Annotated in this window: 17 protein-coding genes; 6 read left to right on the top strand and 11 right to left on the bottom strand. The window is 67.3% G+C overall.

The annotated features are described in order from the left end of the window. Window positions 1-2: 2 nt before the first annotated feature. The 8 genes from nudB to J7U46_RS13120 form a co-directional block, all read right to left on the bottom strand. The gene (gene nudB / locus J7U46_RS13155) at window positions 3-467 is read right to left on the bottom strand and encodes a dihydroneopterin triphosphate diphosphatase (RefSeq protein WP_282826502.1); all 465 of its coding nucleotides are present in this window, start codon (window positions 465-467) and stop codon (window positions 3-5) included. Between the two features lie 37 nt (window positions 468-504). Then, window positions 505-1,695: a hypothetical protein gene (locus tag J7U46_RS13150; RefSeq protein WP_282826500.1), complete on the bottom strand. Its 1,191-nt coding sequence runs from the start codon at window positions 1,693-1,695 to the stop codon at window positions 505-507. Window positions 1,696-1,820: 125 nt separating this feature from the next. Next, window positions 1,821-3,614, bottom strand: coding sequence for an aspartate--tRNA ligase (aspS, locus tag J7U46_RS13145; protein WP_282826499.1), 1,794 nt, complete (start codon window positions 3,612-3,614; stop codon window positions 1,821-1,823). Window positions 3,615-3,745: 131 nt separating this feature from the next. Next, window positions 3,746-4,417: a DUF502 domain-containing protein gene (locus J7U46_RS13140; RefSeq protein ID WP_282826498.1), complete on the bottom strand. Its 672-nt coding sequence runs from the start codon at window positions 4,415-4,417 to the stop codon at window positions 3,746-3,748. Between the two features lie 31 nt (window positions 4,418-4,448). Further along, window positions 4,449-4,751, bottom strand: coding sequence for an FmdB family zinc ribbon protein (locus tag J7U46_RS13135; RefSeq protein WP_282826497.1), 303 nt, complete (start codon window positions 4,749-4,751; stop codon window positions 4,449-4,451). Window positions 4,752-4,822: 71 nt separating this feature from the next. Beyond that, window positions 4,823-6,298, bottom strand: a complete 1,476-nt coding sequence (locus tag J7U46_RS13130; protein WP_282826496.1) for a sodium:solute symporter family protein — start codon at window positions 6,296-6,298, stop codon at window positions 4,823-4,825. Window positions 6,299-6,425: 127 nt separating this feature from the next. After that, complete coding sequence (ubiB, locus tag J7U46_RS13125; protein ID WP_282826495.1) at window positions 6,426-7,973, bottom strand: ubiquinone biosynthesis regulatory protein kinase UbiB; 1,548 nt, start codon at window positions 7,971-7,973, stop codon at window positions 6,426-6,428. Beyond that, on the bottom strand, window positions 7,970-8,500 hold the full coding sequence (locus tag J7U46_RS13120) for a hypothetical protein (RefSeq protein WP_282826494.1): 531 nt from the start codon (window positions 8,498-8,500) through the stop codon (window positions 7,970-7,972). Before J7U46_RS13120 ends, ubiB begins: the two co-directional genes overlap by 4 nt. A gap of 172 nt (window positions 8,501-8,672) precedes the next feature. Here J7U46_RS13120 and galE point away from each other — a divergent pair, with 172 nt between their 5' ends. The 6 genes from galE to rfbC are packed head-to-tail and all read left to right on the top strand — an operon-like array spanning window position 8,673 to window position 14,614. After that, window positions 8,673-9,683 (top strand): UDP-glucose 4-epimerase GalE, encoded by a 1,011-nt coding sequence (gene galE / locus J7U46_RS13115; RefSeq protein ID WP_282826492.1) that lies wholly within the window; start codon window positions 8,673-8,675, stop codon window positions 9,681-9,683. A gap of 56 nt (window positions 9,684-9,739) precedes the next feature. Then, the gene (locus J7U46_RS13110; RefSeq protein WP_282826491.1) at window positions 9,740-11,179 is read left to right on the top strand and encodes a mannose-1-phosphate guanylyltransferase/mannose-6-phosphate isomerase; all 1,440 of its coding nucleotides are present in this window, start codon (window positions 9,740-9,742) and stop codon (window positions 11,177-11,179) included. A gap of 12 nt (window positions 11,180-11,191) precedes the next feature. Further along, complete coding sequence (gene rfbB / locus J7U46_RS13105) at window positions 11,192-12,247, top strand: dTDP-glucose 4,6-dehydratase (RefSeq protein ID WP_282826489.1); 1,056 nt, start codon at window positions 11,192-11,194, stop codon at window positions 12,245-12,247. Between the two features lie 8 nt (window positions 12,248-12,255). Beyond that, on the top strand, window positions 12,256-13,140 hold the full coding sequence (rfbD, locus tag J7U46_RS13100; RefSeq protein ID WP_282826487.1) for a dTDP-4-dehydrorhamnose reductase: 885 nt from the start codon (window positions 12,256-12,258) through the stop codon (window positions 13,138-13,140). Between the two features lie 11 nt (window positions 13,141-13,151). Beyond that, complete coding sequence (gene rfbA / locus J7U46_RS13095; protein WP_282826485.1) at window positions 13,152-14,045, top strand: glucose-1-phosphate thymidylyltransferase RfbA; 894 nt, start codon at window positions 13,152-13,154, stop codon at window positions 14,043-14,045. A gap of 17 nt (window positions 14,046-14,062) precedes the next feature. Beyond that, a complete protein-coding gene (rfbC, locus tag J7U46_RS13090) occupies window positions 14,063-14,614 on the top strand; it encodes a dTDP-4-dehydrorhamnose 3,5-epimerase (RefSeq protein ID WP_282826914.1) in 552 nt (183 codons plus the stop codon). An 84-nt stretch (window positions 14,615-14,698) separates the two neighbouring features. Here the strand turns inward: rfbC and kdsA are convergent, their stop codons facing one another. The 3 genes from kdsA to J7U46_RS13075 all read right to left on the bottom strand — a co-directional run bounded on the left by kdsA (window position 14,699) and on the right by J7U46_RS13075 (window position 17,673). Further along, the gene (gene kdsA / locus J7U46_RS13085) at window positions 14,699-15,538 is read right to left on the bottom strand and encodes a 3-deoxy-8-phosphooctulonate synthase (RefSeq protein WP_282826484.1); all 840 of its coding nucleotides are present in this window, start codon (window positions 15,536-15,538) and stop codon (window positions 14,699-14,701) included. A gap of 11 nt (window positions 15,539-15,549) precedes the next feature. Next, on the bottom strand, window positions 15,550-16,557 hold the full coding sequence (locus tag J7U46_RS13080) for an NAD-dependent epimerase (RefSeq protein ID WP_282826483.1): 1,008 nt from the start codon (window positions 16,555-16,557) through the stop codon (window positions 15,550-15,552). A gap of 186 nt (window positions 16,558-16,743) precedes the next feature. After that, window positions 16,744-17,673: an EpsD family peptidyl-prolyl cis-trans isomerase gene (locus tag J7U46_RS13075; RefSeq protein WP_282826482.1), complete on the bottom strand. Its 930-nt coding sequence runs from the start codon at window positions 17,671-17,673 to the stop codon at window positions 16,744-16,746. Window positions 17,674-17,697 lie beyond the last annotated feature (24 nt).

The raw sequence follows: 17,697 nt of genomic DNA, 5'->3' as shown, positions 1-17,697 counted from the left end.
GCTCAGCCTCCTGGGGCCGTGAAGCGCGGCAGCTGCAGGATGGCCTCGGCGTTCGAGGGCGAGAAGCACAGGTCGGCCGCCTCGCGCCAGGGCAGCCAGCGGTACTGCAGGTGCTCGCGCGGTGCCAGTTTCACGGCTTGCACCTCGGGCACGGTGAGGCCGAACACATGCTCGGTGTTGTGGGTCACGCCCGGCGCATAGCGGTGGCGCCAGACCGGGTAGATCTCATAGACATTGGAGAGCTGCCAGTCGCGCAGCTCGCCGTGCTCGATGCCGGTCTCCTCGAAGACCTCGCGGCGGGCCGTGCTCGGGAGCGGCTCGTCCGGCGCATCGAGCGAGCCGGTCACGCATTGCCAGTAGCCGGGGCGGTCGGCACGCTCCAGCATCAGCACCTGAAGGTCCGGTGTGTGTATCACCACCAGCACCGACTCGGGGATCTTGTAGGGGGTCAGCTCGGCCACGCTCATGGGCAAAGCATAGCGGCAAGCGCGGACAGAAGGACGGCTAAGACGCCATCTGGTGCAGGCCCTGCTGCAGCAGATGCTGGACCCGCGTGGCGGTGCGCAGGAGCTCGGCCTGCGTGGCCGGGTTGACCTCGCCCGCCGGCAGGCCGCGCACATGCTGCGCAAGGCCCGAAAGCTCCCCGAGTGCGCGGCGCAGCAGGCCGGCCAGCTCGCTGCCCGGCGCGGCCGCCTCGGGCAGCTCGCCGTCGAAGCGGATCAAAGCCTCCAGCATCGCCGGCAGCTCCGGATGGCCCAGCACGGCCTCCAGCTGCTGGCGCTGCTGGGCGTGGTACCAGCTGGGGCCGAACTCACCCTGGGCCTGCATCAGCTCGGCCAGACGGCCATGGGCGCCGGCCTGCAGCGAGCGGGACTGCAGGGCCTCGGCCAGGCTCAGCGCCGCGCCGGCGGCGGCCAGGGCCGCGTCGCCCTCCTGCAACTCGGCCTGCAGCAGCAGGGCATGGGCCTGCAACCAGCGGTAGCCGCAGCGCTGGGCCAGGGCTTGCGCCTGGCGCGCGAGCTGCAGGGCCTCGGCGGTATCGCCACTGTCGCGGGCGCAGCGGCCCCGGTGCAGCGTGGCCTCGGCCTCGTAGTCGCGGTGGCCCACGGCGCGGGCCGCTGCCAGCGCCTCATCCAGCGCCGGCAGCGCGGCCTGCGGGCCCTGCGTGGCACGCAGCGATACCGCGCGGTTCAGCGCGAACTTGGCATGCAGATAGGGGTCGGCAGCAAAGCGGCGGTAATGGGCTTCGGCCTGGTCCAGCACGCGCCCGCCACGTGCCCAATCGCCCTGGGCATAGCAGAGATGGGTCAGGCCGATGCGGGCCAGGCAGGCGGCACGGCTGTCGTCGGCCGCCCAGTCCAGCGTCTGGGCCCAGGCCTGGCAGGCCTGCACATAGTCGCCACGCTGGTAATGCAGGCGGCCCAGGGCCTCGCTGAGCTCGGCCGCCTCGGCCAGCGCGCGCTGGCTCTTGGCATCGCTGAGGGCTTGCTGCAGCTCACCCTGCAGCTCGGCGGCGCGACCCCAGCGCTCCAGCACGAAGAAGGCGCCCTGGACGGCGGCCCGGCCGACGAGCGGGTCGGCCGCATGGATCAGGCCGCGCAGGCGCGGCAGCGCCCAACCCGGGCGACGCATCAGCACGCGCTCCCAGCGGACCTGGTCCGCCTGGTTGCGCTTCGTGGTCTTGCTGCTGCTCATCGTGCCCTCGGTCCTGCTGAATGGGATGAATGGCCGCAAGCATAGCGAAGGGCTGGCACTCGCCATGAACGGTCCATGAAAAAGGGCGCCACGAGGGCGCCCTTCTGACGGGTTCGCTGCCTGGCTTACTGCGCAGCAGCCGCCGAGTTGCGCAGGCGGATGTGCAGCTCGCGCAGCTGCTTCTCGTCCACGTTGCTCGGGGCGCCGGTCAGCAGGCACTGGGCACGCTGGGTCTTGGGGAAGGCGATCACGTCGCGGATGGACTCGGCCTTGGTCATCATCGTGACGATGCGGTCCAGGCCGAAGGCGAGGCCGCCGTGCGGAGGCGCGCCGTACTGCAGCGCGTCCAGCAGGAAGCCGAACTTGATGCGCTGCTCTTCGGGGCTGATGTTGAGCGCCTCGAAGACCTTGGCCTGCACGTCGGCGCGGTGGATACGCACCGAGCCGCCGCCCAGTTCCCAGCCGTTCAGCACCATGTCGTAGGCCTTGGCAATGCACTTGCCCGGGTCGCTGGTCATCAGGTCTTCGTGGCCGTCCTTCGGTGCCGTGAACGGGTGGTGAACGGCCGCCCAGCGGTTGTTCTCCTCGTCATGCTCGAACATCGGGAAGTCCACCACCCACAGCGGTGCCCAGACGTCGTTGAACAGGCCATTGGCCTTGCCGAACTCGCTGTGGCCCACCTTCAGGCGCAGGCCGCCGATGGCGTCGTTGACGACCTTGGCCTTGTCGGCGCCGAAGAACAGCAGGTCGCCGTCTTGAGCGCCAGTGCGCTTCAGGATTTCGTTCAGTGCGGCGTCATGGATGTTCTTGACGATGGGCGACTGCAGACCCTCGCGGCCCTTGGCCAGCTCATTGACCTTGATCCAGGCCAGGCCCTTGGCGCCGTAGATCTTGACGAACTCGGTGTAGGCATCGATCTCGCCACGGCTCATGCCGGCGCCACCAGGCACGCGCAGCGCGACCACGCGGCCGCCAGGCGTGGTGGCCGGCGTCGAGAAGACCTTGAAGTCCACGTCGGCCATCACGTCGGTCAGCTCGGTGAACTCGAGCTTGACGCGCAGGTCCGGCTTGTCGGAGCCGAAGCGGTGCATGGCTTCCGAGTACTTCATCACCGGGTACTCGCCCAGGTCCACGTTCAGCGCCTTCTGGAAGACGTGGCGGATCATGCCTTCGAACATCGAGCGGATTTCCTCTTCGGTCAGGAAGGAGGTCTCGATATCGATCTGGGTGAACTCGGGCTGGCGGTCAGCGCGCAGGTCTTCGTCGCGGAAGCACTTGGTGATCTGGTAGTAGCGATCGAAGCCGGCCACCATCAGCAGCTGCTTGAACAGCTGGGGCGACTGCGGCAGCGCGAAGAACATGCCGTCGTGAACGCGCGACGGCACCAGGTAGTCGCGCGCGCCTTCCGGCGTGCTCTTGGTCAGCATCGGGGTTTCGATGTCGACGAAGCCCTGCTCGTCCAGGAACTTGCGCACTTCCATGGCCACGCGGTAGCGCAGCATCATGTTGTTCTGCATGTAGGGGCGGCGCAGGTCCAGCACGCGGTGCGTGAGGCGCGTCGTCTCCGACAGGTTCTCGTCGTCCAGCTGGAACGGGGGCGTGACGGACGGGTTCAGCACTTCCAGCTCGTGGCAGAGCACTTCGACCTTGCCGCTGACCAGGTTGGCGTTCTCGGTGCCGCTCGGGCGGGCGCGCACCTTGCCGACAATCTTCAGGCAGAACTCGTTGCGCACGTCGGAGGCGATCTGGAACATGTCGGCACGGTCCGGGTCGCAGACGATCTGCACGATGCCTTCGCGGTCGCGCAGGTCGATGAAGATCACGCCGCCATGGTCGCGGCGGCGATGGGCCCAGCCCATCAGGGTCACGGTTTGGTCGAGCAGCTTCTCGCTGACTTGGCCGGCATAGCAGGTGCGCATGATTGGTTCACTCCAGATTGGCTAGGGACCGCGCGTTCGTGGCGGGGTCCGGAAATTCGTGTGGGATCGTGTTTGAGAGGCGCTGGCAGGCTGCTTCTAAAGCCTTCAGGGTTGAGTGCGGGCCGGGGCGCTCAACCCTTGGGATTGGGCTCGCAATTGGGCAATGGCGGCACAGGCGGCTCCACAGTCTCGCTGGCTGGCGCCACCACGCCCATCGAGATGATGTGCTTGAGCGCCTCGTCCACGGTCATCGCCAGAGGCCGAGTCGCGCTCTTGCGCATCATCAGGAAGAAGCCCGAGGTGGGGTTGGGCGTGGTCGGCACGTAGACACTGACATGCTCGTCCTCGAAATGCTCGGCCGCCGCCTTGGAGGGCGCGCCGGTGACGAAGCCGATGGTCCAGGAATCCTGGTGCGGATAAGGCACCAGCACGGCCTCACGGAAGGCATTGCCGCTGCTCGAGAACAGGGTGTCGGACACCTGTTTCACCGAGCTGTAGATGGACTTGACGATGGGAATGTTGGACAGCAGGCGGTCCCACTGGCCGAGCAGCCACTGGCCAAAGATGTTGGCCACCAGCACGCCGGTCAGCGTCATCAGGAGCACCAGGATCAGCGGGCCGACACCGGGGATGGTGCCAAGCTGGTCCACATGCGGCGCGAAACCCGCCGGCAGCACGGCCTTGGAGGCCTTGAGCATCCAGGCGAACACGCCATTGACGATGCTCAGCGCCCAGAGCAGCACCCAGACGGTGATCGCCAGGGGCAGCCAGGCCAGCAGGCCGGTGATCAGGTATTTGCGCACGGGGGTCCCGGGTTGGCCTGGTGGCTGTTGGCTAGTGGCAGGCGCAGGAGCCGCCGCAGGGGGTGGACGGCGCGGCAGGTGCCGGCGCCGCAGCTTCGCTGGAAGCAGCGGCAGCAGCCGGGGCGGCGGCAGTGGTAGCAGCAGCGGCAGCGCCGCCCTTGAAGTCGGTGGCGTACCAGCCCGAGCCCTTGAGCTGGAAGCCAGCGGCGGTCACCTGCTTGCTGAAGCTCTCGGCTCCGCAAGCCGGGCAGGTACTCAGCGGCGCGTCGGACAGCTTCTGCAGCACGTCCTTGGCGTGGCCGCAGGCGCTGCAGCGGTATGCGTAGATGGGCATGGTCTTGCTCTCAAGGCCTGATGGGAAACCCGAAATTATAGGGGCGCGGCCCGCAGCCGCCCCCGCTGGGCTTACTTGGTGGGCTCGTCGGGAAGGCCAGCGACGTGCGCCTTGTGCTCATGGCGGTTCTTCAGCCACTGCGGCATCAGCGAACCCAGCACCAGGGCCACGACAGCCGCCAGCAGGCCGGCCAACTGGCCCGGAAAGGCCGCGCCCCAGGTTTCGGCATTGACCATGAAGAGGCCCCAGACGCCGATGCCAGCGCCAAGCGAGAAGATCGCGCCCTGCGTCGTCGCCCGCTTCCAGTACAGGCCGAACACCAGGGGCACGAAGGCGCCGACCAGGGTGATCTGGTAGGCCGAGGACACCAGGTCGTAGATCGAGGTGCCGCGCATCTTGATCGCATAACCCAGCACCAGGCAGGCAAAGATCACGATGGTCACGCGCATGGCGAGCAACTGCTGCCTGTCCTTCATGCCCGGGCGCAGGTTCTTCAGGATGTTCTCGACAAAGCTGGTCGAGGGCGCCAAGAGCGTGGCCGAGGAGGTGCTCTTGATGGCCGACAGCAGCGCGCCGAAGAACAGGATCTGCATCACCAGCGGCATCTTCGTGAGCACGAAGGTGGGCAGCAGCTTCTGGTAGTCGTCCTTGGCGATGTCCAGCGCCTGCTGGCCCATCACGACCACGGCGCTGGCCACGATGAACATCGGCACGGCGGCAAACAGGATGTAGCTGAGGCCGCCGATCATCGCGCCGTTGCGGGCGGTCTTCTCGTCCTTGGCCGACATCACGCGCTGGAACACGTCCTGCTGCGGGATGGAGCCCAGCATCATGGTCACGGCCGCACCAATGAACATGGCCATGTCGGTGAACTTGGGTTCGGGCAGGAACCTGAACAGGTCCTTGCTCTGGACCATGGCCATCACGTTGCCGGCGCCACCCGCCAGGTCGGCCGAGAAGATGGCGATGACCGAGAGGCCGATCACCAGCACGATCATCTGGATGAAGTCGGTCCAGGCCACGGCCAGAAAGCCACCGACGACCACGTAGATCAGCACGGCCAGCGTGCCGATGACCATGCCCATTTCCTCGGACATGGCGCCTTGGGTCAGCACCGAGAACACGAGACCGAGGGCCGTGATCTGCGCTGCCACCCAGCCCAGGTAGCTGAGGATGATGGCCGCCGAGCAGAACACCTCGATGCCCTTGCCATAGCGCTGGCGGTAGAAGTCGCCGATGGTCAGCAGGTTCTGGCGGTACAGCTTGGTGGCGAAGAAGGCGCCGACCAGGATCAGGCAGGTGCCGGCGCCCAGCGGGTCTTCGACGATGGCGTTGAGCCCGCCCTGCACGAACTTGGCCGGGATGCCCATCACCGTCTCGGCGCCGAACCAGGTGGCGAAGGTGGTGGTGATCACCATGGCCAGCGGCAGGCTGCGGCCGGCGATGGCGAAGTCGCTGGTGTTCTTGATGCGGGTCCCCGCCCAGACCCCGAGGGCCAGGGTGCCCAGCAGATAGAGCACGACGAAGCTGATCAGCGTGATGTTCATGTCTGAAGGCCTAGAGAAGCCGGGCCGGCGGCGGACTGCGGGAAAGGCGCGCATTATCCTTGAGCGCCGCCGCCCTGCCCCCGGGGAATCCCGGCGCCCGCGCTGCGGCGGAGCCACCCATCCAGCCTCAGAGGCTGGCGTAGAAGCGCATCGCCACCAGGCCCAGCACGAAGCCGAGGCCGCCGTAGATCACGGCCTGCAGCAGGCGGTTGGTACGGCGCTGCTCGTGCAGCAAGGCCTGCACGAGGGCGCTGTCCTGCGGTTGGCTCTGGCGCTTGAGCACCTCGTGCAGCAGGCGCGGCAGCTCGGGCAGCAGCTGGGCGTAGCGCGGTGCTTCCTTCTTCACCTGGTTGAGCAGGGCGCGGGCGCCGATCTGCTCGTCCATCCAGCGCTCCAGGAAGGGCTTGGCCGTGGCCCAGAGGTCCAGCTCGGGGTCGAGCTGGCGGCCGAGGCCCTCGACGTTCAAGAGCGTCTTTTGCAGGAGTACCAGCTGCGGCTGGATCTCGACATTGAAGCGGCGCGAGGCCTGGAACAGGCGCATCAGGACCTGACCCAGCGAGATGTCCTTCAGCGGCCGGTCAAAGTGCGGCTCGCAGACGGCGCGCACCGCGCTCTCCAGCTCGTCGACCCGGGTTTCGGCCGGCACCCAGCCCGACTCGATGTGCAGCTGGGCCACGCGCTTGTAGTCGCGCTGGAAGAAGGCGACGAAGTTCTGCGCCAGGTAGTCCTTGTCGGTCTCGTTCAGCGTGCCGATGATGCCGAAATCAAGCGCGATGTAGCGGCCGAAGGTGCTCGGCGCCAGGCTGACCTGGATGTTGCCGGGGTGCATGTCGGCATGGAAGAAGCCGTCGCGGAACACCTGGGTGAAGAAGATGGTGACGCCGTCGCGGGCCAGCTTGGGGATGTCGACACCGGCCTCGACGAGGCGCTGCAGCTGCGAGATCGGCACGCCGCTCATCCGCTCCATCACGATCACGTCCTGGGTGCAGAGCTCCCAGATCATCTCGGGCACCATCACGAGATTGAGGCCGTCCATGTTGCGGCGCAGCTGCGCGGCATTGGCGGCCTCGCGCACCAGGTCCAGCTCGTCGTGCAGGTAAGTGTCGAACTCGGCCACCACCTCGCGGGGTTTGAGGCGCCGGCCGTCGGCCGAGAGGCGCTCGACCCAGCTGGCCAGGGTGCGCAAGAGGGCGATGTCGTCGTCGATGACGTCCAGCATGCCGGGCCGCAGCACCTTGACCGCCACCTCGCGGCCGCCCTTCAGCGTGGCGAAGTGCACCTGGGCAATGGAGGCGCTGGCCACCGGCTCGGCGTCGAAGGTCTCGAACAGCTGCTCGATGCTGCGGCCGAAGGCCTGCTCGATCAGCTGGCGCGAATGGGCCGCGTCGAACGGCGGCACATCGTCCTGAAGCTTGGCCAGCTCGATGGCGATGTCGGGCGGCAGCAGGTCGCGCCGCGTCGACAGCACCTGACCGAACTTGACGAAGATGGGGCCCAGCCGCTCCAGCGCCAGGCGCAGGCGCACGCCACGCGGCTCGCGCCAGCGCCGCCCCAGCGACAACACCGTGCGCAGCCAGCGGAAGCGCCGGCCACTGAAGGCGGCCAGCGCCATGTCATCCAGGCCGAAGCGCCGGATGGTCCAGACGATGACCAGCAGCCGGGCGAGATACCTCATGAGCTCTTGCGGGCGCCGAAGCCGGCAGCGCCTTTGGCAACGCCGGCGAGCTGGCTCAGGGCCGCCGTCGCCGCCTCACCGAAGCGGGCCAGTTGCTGGGCCGCCATCGGACCGACCAGGCCGGCCAGGTCGTCGGCGATGTCCCAGCGCAGGTTTTCGATCAGCCAGTTCACCTCGCCGGCCAGGGCCGCATCGCCCTGCACCGTGACGCGCGGCTTGACGCCGCTGAGCGCCCCGAGGGCCAGGGCGGCGGGGTTGCTGGCATCGAGCTGCACACGCAGGGCGGCATCGGCGGGCGGCGCCTCCAGGCGCTCGAACAGGCCGGCCGGCGTCACCTGCAAAGCCAGGTCAGGGGCTGCCGGCAACAGGGCCGGCCAGCCCGCCAGGCTCAGCACCAGGCTGCGGCCCGCTTGCGGCTTCAGCCGTTCGGTGGCCACGCCTTCACGCGACAGCACATGGTTGATGAGCAGGACCAGCCGCTCCTGCACGGCAGGGGCGAGGAGTTGGGACCATTGATCAAGAATCATCGGCGGATTGTAGGCAGCGGGCCTCATGTCCCGCGTCGAGGCTTCGGTGGCCACGCTTTAGTGGCGCATTCCTGGCCATTTGCCACGCTCGCCTCCAGGTCCGCCGGGACGATTGAGAGAGAATCCGCGCGCACGCCGCCCCGCCTCGGGCCGGCCCCACCCTCGAGACTCCATGAGCAAGATCCTGCTGACCGGCGCGACCGGCTACATCGGCTCCCACACCTGGCTGGCCCTGCTGGCCGCCGGCTTCGACGTGGTGGGCGTGGACGACTTCTCCAACAGCTCGCCGGCCGTGCTGCCCCGCCTGGCCCAGCTGGCCGGCAAGCCACCGGTGTTCGAATGCGCCGACGTGGGCGACCCCGAAGCGCTGGAGGCGGTGTTCGCCAAGCACCAGTTCGACGCCGTCGTGCACTTCGCGGCCTTCAAGGCGGTGGGTGAATCGACCGAGAAGCCGCTGGACTACTACCGCAACAACATAGGCGGCCTCTTGACCGTCTGCGCCACCATGGCGGCGCACGGCTGCCGGCGCATCGTCTTCAGCTCCAGCGCCACCGTTTACGGAACGCCTGAAAGCCTGCCGCTGCGCGAGGATGCGCCGGTCTCGGCCGTCAATCCTTATGGCCAAACCAAGCTGATCGGCGAGACCATCCTGCGCGACATCGGCGCGGCCGATCCGCGCTGGCAGACCGCCGCGCTGCGCTACTTCAACCCGGTGGGCGCCCACGAAAGCGGCCAGATCGGCGAAGACCCGCGCGGCATCCCGAACAACCTGATGCCCTATGTGGCGCAAGTGGCCGTGGGCCGGCGCGACGTGCTGAAGGTGTTCGGCAACGACTACGACACCCCAGACGGCACCGGCGTGCGCGACTACATCCACGTGGTCGACCTGGCCGAGGGTCATGTGGCAGCGCTGCGCTTCCTCTTGAGCCAGAACGAGTCCATCACCGTCAACCTCGGCACCGGCCAGGGCTACAGCGTGCTCGATGTGGTGCGCGCCTACGAGGCCGCAAGCGGCAAGCCCGTGCCCTACGAATTCGCGCCGCGCCGCACGGGCGACGTGGCGGCCTGCTGGGCTGACCCGGCCTTGGCTGCCGAAAAGCTGGGCTGGCGCGCCACGCGCAGCCTGGGTGTCATGTGCGAAGACAGCTGGCGCTGGCAAAGCCTCAACCCGCAGGGCTTTTGAGGGCTTGCTTTTCAGGCGATCACGACCGCCGCGACCGACAAAGAATTGGGAGATCCATGAGCGCTGTTCAAGTTCAACCCGTCATCATGGCCGGCGGCAGTGGCACCCGGCTTTGGCCGCTGTCGCGCGCCGGCTATCCCAAGCAGTTCCTGGTGCTGGCGGGCAATGAGAGCCTGTTCCAGCAGGCCGCGCGCCGCCTGGCCGACCTGGCCAGCAGCGACATTGCCGCCGCCGCGCCGCTGATCGTCGGCAATGAGGAACATCGCTTCCTGCTGCTCGACCAGCTGCGCGAGACACGCATCGAGCCCGGCGCGGCCCTGCTCGAACCCTGCGGCCGCAACACCGCACCGGCCGTGACGCTGGCCGCACTGGCCGCGCTGGAAGGCGGCAACGATCCGGTGCTGGTGGTGACGCCCGCCGACCAGACCGTCACCGACCCGGCCGCCTTCAAGACCGCCATGCAGCAGGCTGTGCGCCAGGCGGCCGACGGCGCCATCGTCATCCTCGGCATCACGCCGGAGCGGCCCGAGACCGGCTATGGCTACATCCGCGCCAGCGCCGATGCTGCCGGCCTGGCTGTCGCCGCCTTCGTTGAAAAGCCTGACCTCGCCACCGCCGAGGGCTACCTGGCCAGCGGCGACTACTTCTGGAACGCCGGCATGTTCGTGCTGCGCGCCAGCACCTGGATCGCGGCGCTCGCCCAGTTCCGCCCCGACATCCTGGAAGCCACGCGCGCCGCCTGGGCCGCCCGCACGACGGACGCCAAGTTCATCCGCCCCGGCAAGCAAGAGTTCGCCGCCGTGCCCGCCGAGTCCATCGACTATGCGGTGATGGAGCGCTGCCCCGGCAGCCCCTTCCCCTTGCGCATGGTGCCGCTGGCCGCCGGCTGGAACGACCTGGGCGCCTGGGAGGCCGTCTGGCTGGTGGCCGACAAGGACACCGACGGCAACGCGGCCTATGGCGACGCCATCATCAAAGCCAGCAAGAACACGCTGGTGCATGCCACCAGCCGCCTGGTCAGCGTGGTCGGCCTGGAAGACGTGGTCGTGGTCGAAACGCCCGACGCCGTGCTCGTGACCGACCGCGCGCGCAGCCAGGAGGTCAAGACCATCGTCAACCAGCTGCATGCCAGCCAGCGCGGCGAGTTGGACCTGCCGCGCAAGGTGCACCGCCCCTGGGGCTGGTATGACAGCATCGACCAGGGCGAGCGCTTCCAGGTCAAGCGCATCATGGTCAAGCCGGGCGCGTCCTTGAGCCTGCAGATGCACCACCACCGGGCCGAGCACTGGATCGTCGTCTCGGGCACGGCCGAGGTCACCAACGGCGAGCAGATCATTCTGCTGAGCGAGAACCAGAGCACCTACATCCCCTTGGGCGAGAAGCACCGCCTGCGCAACCCCGGCAAGGTGCCGCTGGAGATCATCGAAGTCCAGTCGGGCTCCTACCTCGGCGAAGACGACATCGTCCGCTTCGATGACACCTACGGAAGAAGTTAGGCAATACGCATCATGAGCATCCTCGTCACCGGCGGCGCCGGCTTCATCGGCAGCAACTTCGTTCTCGACTGGCTCCAGCAGAGCGACGAGACGGTCATCAATCTCGATGTGCTGAGCTATGCCGGCAATCTTGAGAACCTGAAGACGCTGGAGGGCGACGCCCGCCATGTCTTCGTCCAGGGTGATATCTGCGACCGCGCCCTGGTCGACAAGCTGCTCGCCGAGCACCAGCCGCGCGCCATCGTCCACTTCGCGGCCGAGAGCCATGTGGACCGTTCCATCCACGGCCCAGGCGCCTTCGTGCGCACCAACATCGAAGGCACGTTCACGCTGCTGGAAGCAGCGCGCACCTACTGGAGCGGCCTGCAGGGCGATGCAACGGCAGCGTTCCGCTTCCACCATGTGTCGACCGACGAGGTCTACGGCTCGCTGAAGAAGGACGACCCGCCGTTCAGCGAGACCAACCCCTACGAGCCCAACAGCCCCTACTCGGCCAGCAAGGCTGCCAGCGACCACCTGGTGCGCGCCTGGCACCACACCTATGGCCTGCCGGTGCTGACCACCAACTGCTCGAACAACTACGGGCCCTATCACTTCCCCGAGAAGCTGATCCCGCTGATGATCGTCAACGCCCTCGCGGGCAAGCCGCTGCCGGTCTATGGCGATGGACAGCAGATCCGCGACTGGCTCTACGTGACCGACCACGCCAGCGCGATCCGCGCCGTGCTGCAGGGCGGCCGCGTCGGCGAGGTCTACAACGTGGGCGGCTGGAACGAGATGGCCAACATCGACATCGTCAAGACGGTCTGCGCCCTGCTCGACGAGTTGCGACCCTCCGCCGATGGCCCCTACGAGCGCCTGATCACCTACGTGACCGACCGCCCCGGCCACGACCGCCGCTATGCCATCGACGCCCGCAAGATCGAGCGCGAGCTCGGCTGGCGCCCGGCCGAAACGTTTGAGACAGGCATCCGCAAGACGGTGCAGTGGTACCTCGACCACCCGGACTGGGTGGCCCGCGTGCAGAGCGGCGCCTACCGCGACTGGCTGAGCCAGCACTACGGTTGATCTGACTCATGAAGATATTGCTGCTCGGCAAGAACGGCCAACTCGGTTGGGAACTGCAACGCGCGCTGGCACCGCTGGGTGAGCTGGTGGCCTTGGACCGCCACGACCCGGGCGGCGACCTGGCCGACACGGAATCGCTGTTCGCGCGCGTGACCCGCGAAGCACCGCAGGTCATCGTCAATGCGGCGGCCTACACGGCGGTGGACAAGGCCGAGTCCGAGCCCCGCCTTGCGCAGCAGATCAATGCAGCGGCCGTTGCCGCGCTCGCCTCCATCGCCAAGGACCTGGGCGCCCTGCTGGTCCACTACAGCAGCGACTATGTGTTCGATGGCAGCGGTGACCAGCCGCGCGACGAGAACGCCCCCCTCGCACCGCTGAGCGTCTACGGCGCCGGCAAGGCGGCCGCCGAGGTGGTGATACGCGACATCGGCTGCCAGCACCTGATCCTGCGCACCAGCTGGGTCTATGCAGCCCGTGGCGGCAACTTCGCCAAGACCATGCTGCGCCTGGCGGCCGAGCGCGATCAGCTCAAGGTGATTGCCGACCAGATTGGCGCCCCGACCGGTGCCGACTTGCTGGCCGACCTGAGCGCCCACATGATCCGCGCCACGCTGGCCGATCCTTCGCTCTCGGGCCTCTACAACACCGTGGCCGCTGGCGAGACCAGCTGGCATGCCTATGCCTGCCACGTGATCGAATGGGCCCGTGCCAAGGGCCATGCCATCAAGGTGGCGCCCGACCAGATCCTGGCCATCCCCACCAGCGACTACCCCACGCCGGCGCGCCGGCCGCTCAATTCGCGCCTCTCCACCGCCAAGCTGCAGGCCGCCTTCGGCCTCAGGCTGCCGCCCTGGCAACAGGGCGTGGAACGCATGCTGAACGAAATTCTCTGAGGGCTGTCTCCATGAGCACCAAGCAACGCAAGGGCATCATCCTCGCCGGCGGTTCCGGCACGCGCCTGCATCCGGCCACGCTGGCCATGAGCAAGCAGCTGCTGCCGGTCTACGACAAGCCCATGGTCTACTACCCGCTCAGCACCCTGATGCTGGCGGGCATCCGCGACATCCTCTTGATCAGCACGCCGCAGGACACGCCGCGTTTCGAAGCCCTGCTGGGCGACGGCTCGCGCTGGGGCCTGAACATCAGCTACTGCGTGCAGCCCAGTCCCGATGGCCTGGCCCAGGCCTTCATCCTCGGCAAGCAGTTCATTGATGGCAGCCCTTCAGCCCTGGTGCTGGGCGACAACATCTTCTATGGCCACGACTTCCAGGGCCTGCTCTCGCACGCGGCTGATACCGACACGGGCGCCACCGTGTTCGCCTATCACGTGACCGACCCGGAGCGCTATGGCGTGGTCGAGTTCGATGCCAACCAGCAGGCCCTGTCGATTGAAGAAAAGCCCAAGGCGCCGAAGAGCAACTACGCCGTGACCGGCCTCTACTTCTACGACGAGCAGGTCTGCGATATCGCCGCCGCCATCAAGCCCAGCCCGCGCGGCGAGCTCGAGATCACCGACGTCAATGCGCAGTACCTGCGCCAGCAGCAGCTGCAGGTCGAGATCATGGGTCGCGGCTATGCCTGGCTGGATACGGGCACGCACGACAGCCTGCTCGAAGCCGGCCAGTTCATCGCCACGCTGGAAAAGCGCCAGGGCCTGAAGGTCGCCTGCCCCGAGGAAGTGGCCTTCCGCTCCGGCTGGATCGATGCGGCCCAGCTCGAGGCACTGGCCCGCCCGCTGGCCAAGAACGGCTACGGCCAATACCTGCTGCGCCTGCTGAATGAGAAGCGCGCTTTCTGAATGAGCACTCGATGAGCCTGAAGATCACCCCCACCCGCCTGCCCGAAGTCCTGATCGTCGAACCGCGCGTCTTCGGCGATGCCCGCGGCTTCTTCACCGAGAGCTGGAACGAAGCGGTCTTCAACGCCGCCACCGGCAACACGCTGCGCTTCGTGCAGGACAACCATTCGCGCTCGGCACGTGGCGTGCTGCGCGGCCTGCATTTCCAGCTGCCGCCGCATGCGCAGGGCAAGCTGGTCCGCGTGGTCTCGGGCGCGGTGTTCGACGTGGCCGTGGACATGCGCCGCAGCAGCCCGAACTTTGGCCGCTGGGAGGGCGTGGAGCTGAGCGCCGAGAACCAGCGTCAGCTGTGGATTCCGCCGGGCTTCGCGCACGGCTTCCTGGTGCTCTCGGAGTCGGCCGACTTCCTCTACAAGACCACCGACGTCTACGCGCCGCAGAGCGAAGGCGCAGTGCGCTGGGACGACCCGGCCATCGGCATCCAATGGCCCGACACCGGCGTGGCGCCGCTGCTGGCCGACAAGGACAAGGTGGCGCCGCTGCTCAGCGACGCCAAGACCTTCGACTGAAAAACCCAAGGAAACGCAGCACCGCCCCAAGTTTCCTTGGCTCCCCTCGGGGGCGGGCCGGGCACAGCCCGGACGTTGAGGCCCTTATTGGGTGTCCAGGGCCGGCAGGCTCTTGACCAGGTCGTCCACCGCCTTGACCTGCTGCAGGAAGGCTTCCAGCTGCGACAGGCGCAGGGCGCTCGGGCCGTCGCACTTGGCCACAGCCGGGTCGGGATGCGACTCCAGGAACAGGCCGGCCAGGCCGAGTGCCATGCCGGAGCGGGCCAGCTCGGTGACCTGGCCACGGCGGCCGCCTGAAGCGGCGGCGCCGGACTCGCGCTGCTGCAGCGCATGGGTCACGTCGAAGATCACCGGCTTGTTGCCGCTGACCTGCTTCATCACGCCAAAGCCCAGCATGTCGACGACGAGGTTGTCGTAGCCGAACTGCGCGCCGCGGTCGCAGAGCATCAGGTTGGGATTGCCGCATTCCTCGAACTTCTCGACGATGTTCTTCATCTGCGGCGGGCTGACGAACTGCGGCTTCTTGATGTTGATGACTCGGCCGGTCTTGGCCAGGGCCACGACCAGGTCGGTCTGGCGCGCCAGGAAGGCCGGCAACTGCAGCACGTCACAAACGGCGCTCACCTCGGCCGCCTGCCAGGGCTCGTGTACATCGGTCAGCACGGCCACGCCGTGGGCCTTCTTGACCGCCTCGAAGATCTTCAGGCCAGCTTCGAGGCCCGGGCCCCGGTACGAGTGGATGGAGGAGCGGTTGGCCTTGTCGAACGAGGCCTTGAACACATAGGGAATGCCCAGCTTCTGCGTGACGCGGACGTACTCGCCGCAGACGTCCACCGCGAACTGCTCGGACTCCAGCACATTGACGCCGCCGAACAGCACGAAGGGTGCTGCGTTGTCGACGCTGATGTTGTTGATCTTGACCATGGGATTCTTCTTCAGACTTTGAAGTAGTCGCGGTACCAGGCGACGAAGCGCTTGACGCCTTCAGGCACCGGCATGGCCGGCTTGAAGCCGGTCCACTCGCCCAGCTCGGCCACGTCGGCATGGGTGGCCGGCACATCGCCGTCCTGCAGCGGCATGAAGTTCTTGACCGCTTCCTGGCCCACGGCCTGCTCGATGGCCTGGATGAACTCCATCAAGGTGATCGGGTCGTGGTTGCCGATGTTGAAGACGCGGTAGGGCACGTTGGAGCGCGCCGGATCAGCCTTGGCCGGGTCGTACCCGGGGTCGGCGCTCGCCACGCGGTCCAGCACCCGGATCACGCCCTCGGCGATGTCGTCCACATAGGTGAAGTCGCGCACCATCTGGCCGTGGTTGAACACGTTGATCGGCTTGCCCTCGATGATGGCCTTGGTGAACAGGAACAAGGCCATGTCCGGCCGGCCCCAGGGACCGTAGACGGTGAAGAAGCGCAGGCCCGTGGTCGGCAGGCCGTAGAGATGGCTGTAGGTGTGGGCCATCAGCTCGTTGGCCTTCTTGGTGGCCGCGTACAGGCTGACCGGATGGTCGACGCTGTGATGCTCGGAGAACGGCATCAAGGTGTTGCCACCATAGACGCTGGAGCTGGAGGCATAGACCAGGTGGCCGACCTGGTTGTGGCGGCAGCCTTCCAGCACGTTCATGAAGCCCTGGATGTTGGACTCGATGTAGGCATGCGGATTCTGGATCGAGTAGCGCACGCCGGCCTGGGCGGCCAGGTGGATCACGCGATCAAATTTCTCGGCCGCGAACAGTGCCTCCATGCCGGGGCGGTCAGCGATGTCGAGCTTGACGAACTTGAAGCCCGGATGCGGCGTGAGGCGCGCCAGCCGGTCGTGCTTCAGCTGCGGATCGTAGTAATCGTTCAGGTTGTCCAGGCCGACCACCTGGTCGCCGCGCGCCAGCAGGATCTGGCTGACATGCATGCCGATGAAGCCGGCGGCGCCGGTGACGAGTACTTTCAAGATTTCTCCAAGTCGCTGGGGCGGAGCGGCGGGAAGCGGCTCCGGCACGGGGGCGAGCCGCATTTTCCCTTAGAAAGATGGCAGGCAGGGATGGCCCGCCCGGCCCGGCGGCCACCGGAACGCGGGACTGACAACTTTGCCCGCTTCCGGCCCCTGCCGCTGACCCGCCAGCTCAGCCGGCCGACCTTACTTCCCGCTCTCGCTGGCAGACGGGGCCAGCAGCGGCGCGGCCTCCACCGGCGCACTGGCGGCGCCCGGCAGCTTCTCGGCGAACTTGCCCACGTACTCGATCTTGGCAGCCTCGCGCAGCGCCTTCATTTCCTTCGCCGCCAGTTCGGCCTTGCGTTGGTTGCCGAGAATCAACTCGATCAGCGGTCGGGCACGCGCTTCGTCGAGCGGCTGACTGCGCGAAGCCTGCAGGTACAGCACCTGAAGGCCGCTAGCCACGGGCATCACCAGCGATTGGCCATCCTTCAGGCGGGACAGCGTGTCCAGCATGCCGGGAGGCACCTGCTCGGCGGGCCGTACGGCCTGGTTGATGTTGAAGCGAATCTGCTGGCTGCGCAGGTGCTCCAGGAACTCGCTGAGCGTCTTGGCGGCCGCAAGGCGGGCGCGCAGAGCCTCGACCACCGGTGGCGCCGCCTCGATGACCAGCTCCTGCATCGTGTAGATCTTGCGCTCGGCGAACAGGGCCGGCTTGTCGGCGTAGAACTTGGCGATCTCGGCGTCGGTCGGCTTGGCGATGTTCTGGCTGACGTGGTCGGCATAGGCGCGCGTGATCACGTCGCGCCGGGCCGCCTCGATTTGCTGAAGCACCTTGGGATCGGTATCGATCTTCAACTCGGCGGCCTTCTGCACGATCAGTTCCTGCTCGATCAGCCGCTCCAGGATCTGGCGACTGACGGCTTCGCCGACTTCGGGCTTGACGCGCTGCACCGCGAGCACGGCATTGATCTGCTGGATGGTCACCTCGCCCTTGTTGACCTTGGCAGCCGGCTGCGAGGCAGTTTCGGATTTGCCTCCGCCACAGGCCGCCAGCACGACGCTCAGGCCGGCAGCTGCGGCCAGCGCCAGGACACGGTGGCTGCCAGCAGCCGGAGAAATTTGCTTTTGCATGTGTGGAAGCTCCATCGGATACGG

It is taken from the genome of Pelomonas sp. V22, from assembly GCF_030014915.1.
In the GTDB taxonomy this organism is placed as follows: Bacteria; Pseudomonadota; Gammaproteobacteria; order Burkholderiales; family Burkholderiaceae_C; genus JAUASW01.
The sequence above is the reverse complement of the archived record's forward strand: the minus strand, read 5'-3'. Positions and strand labels throughout refer to the sequence as shown.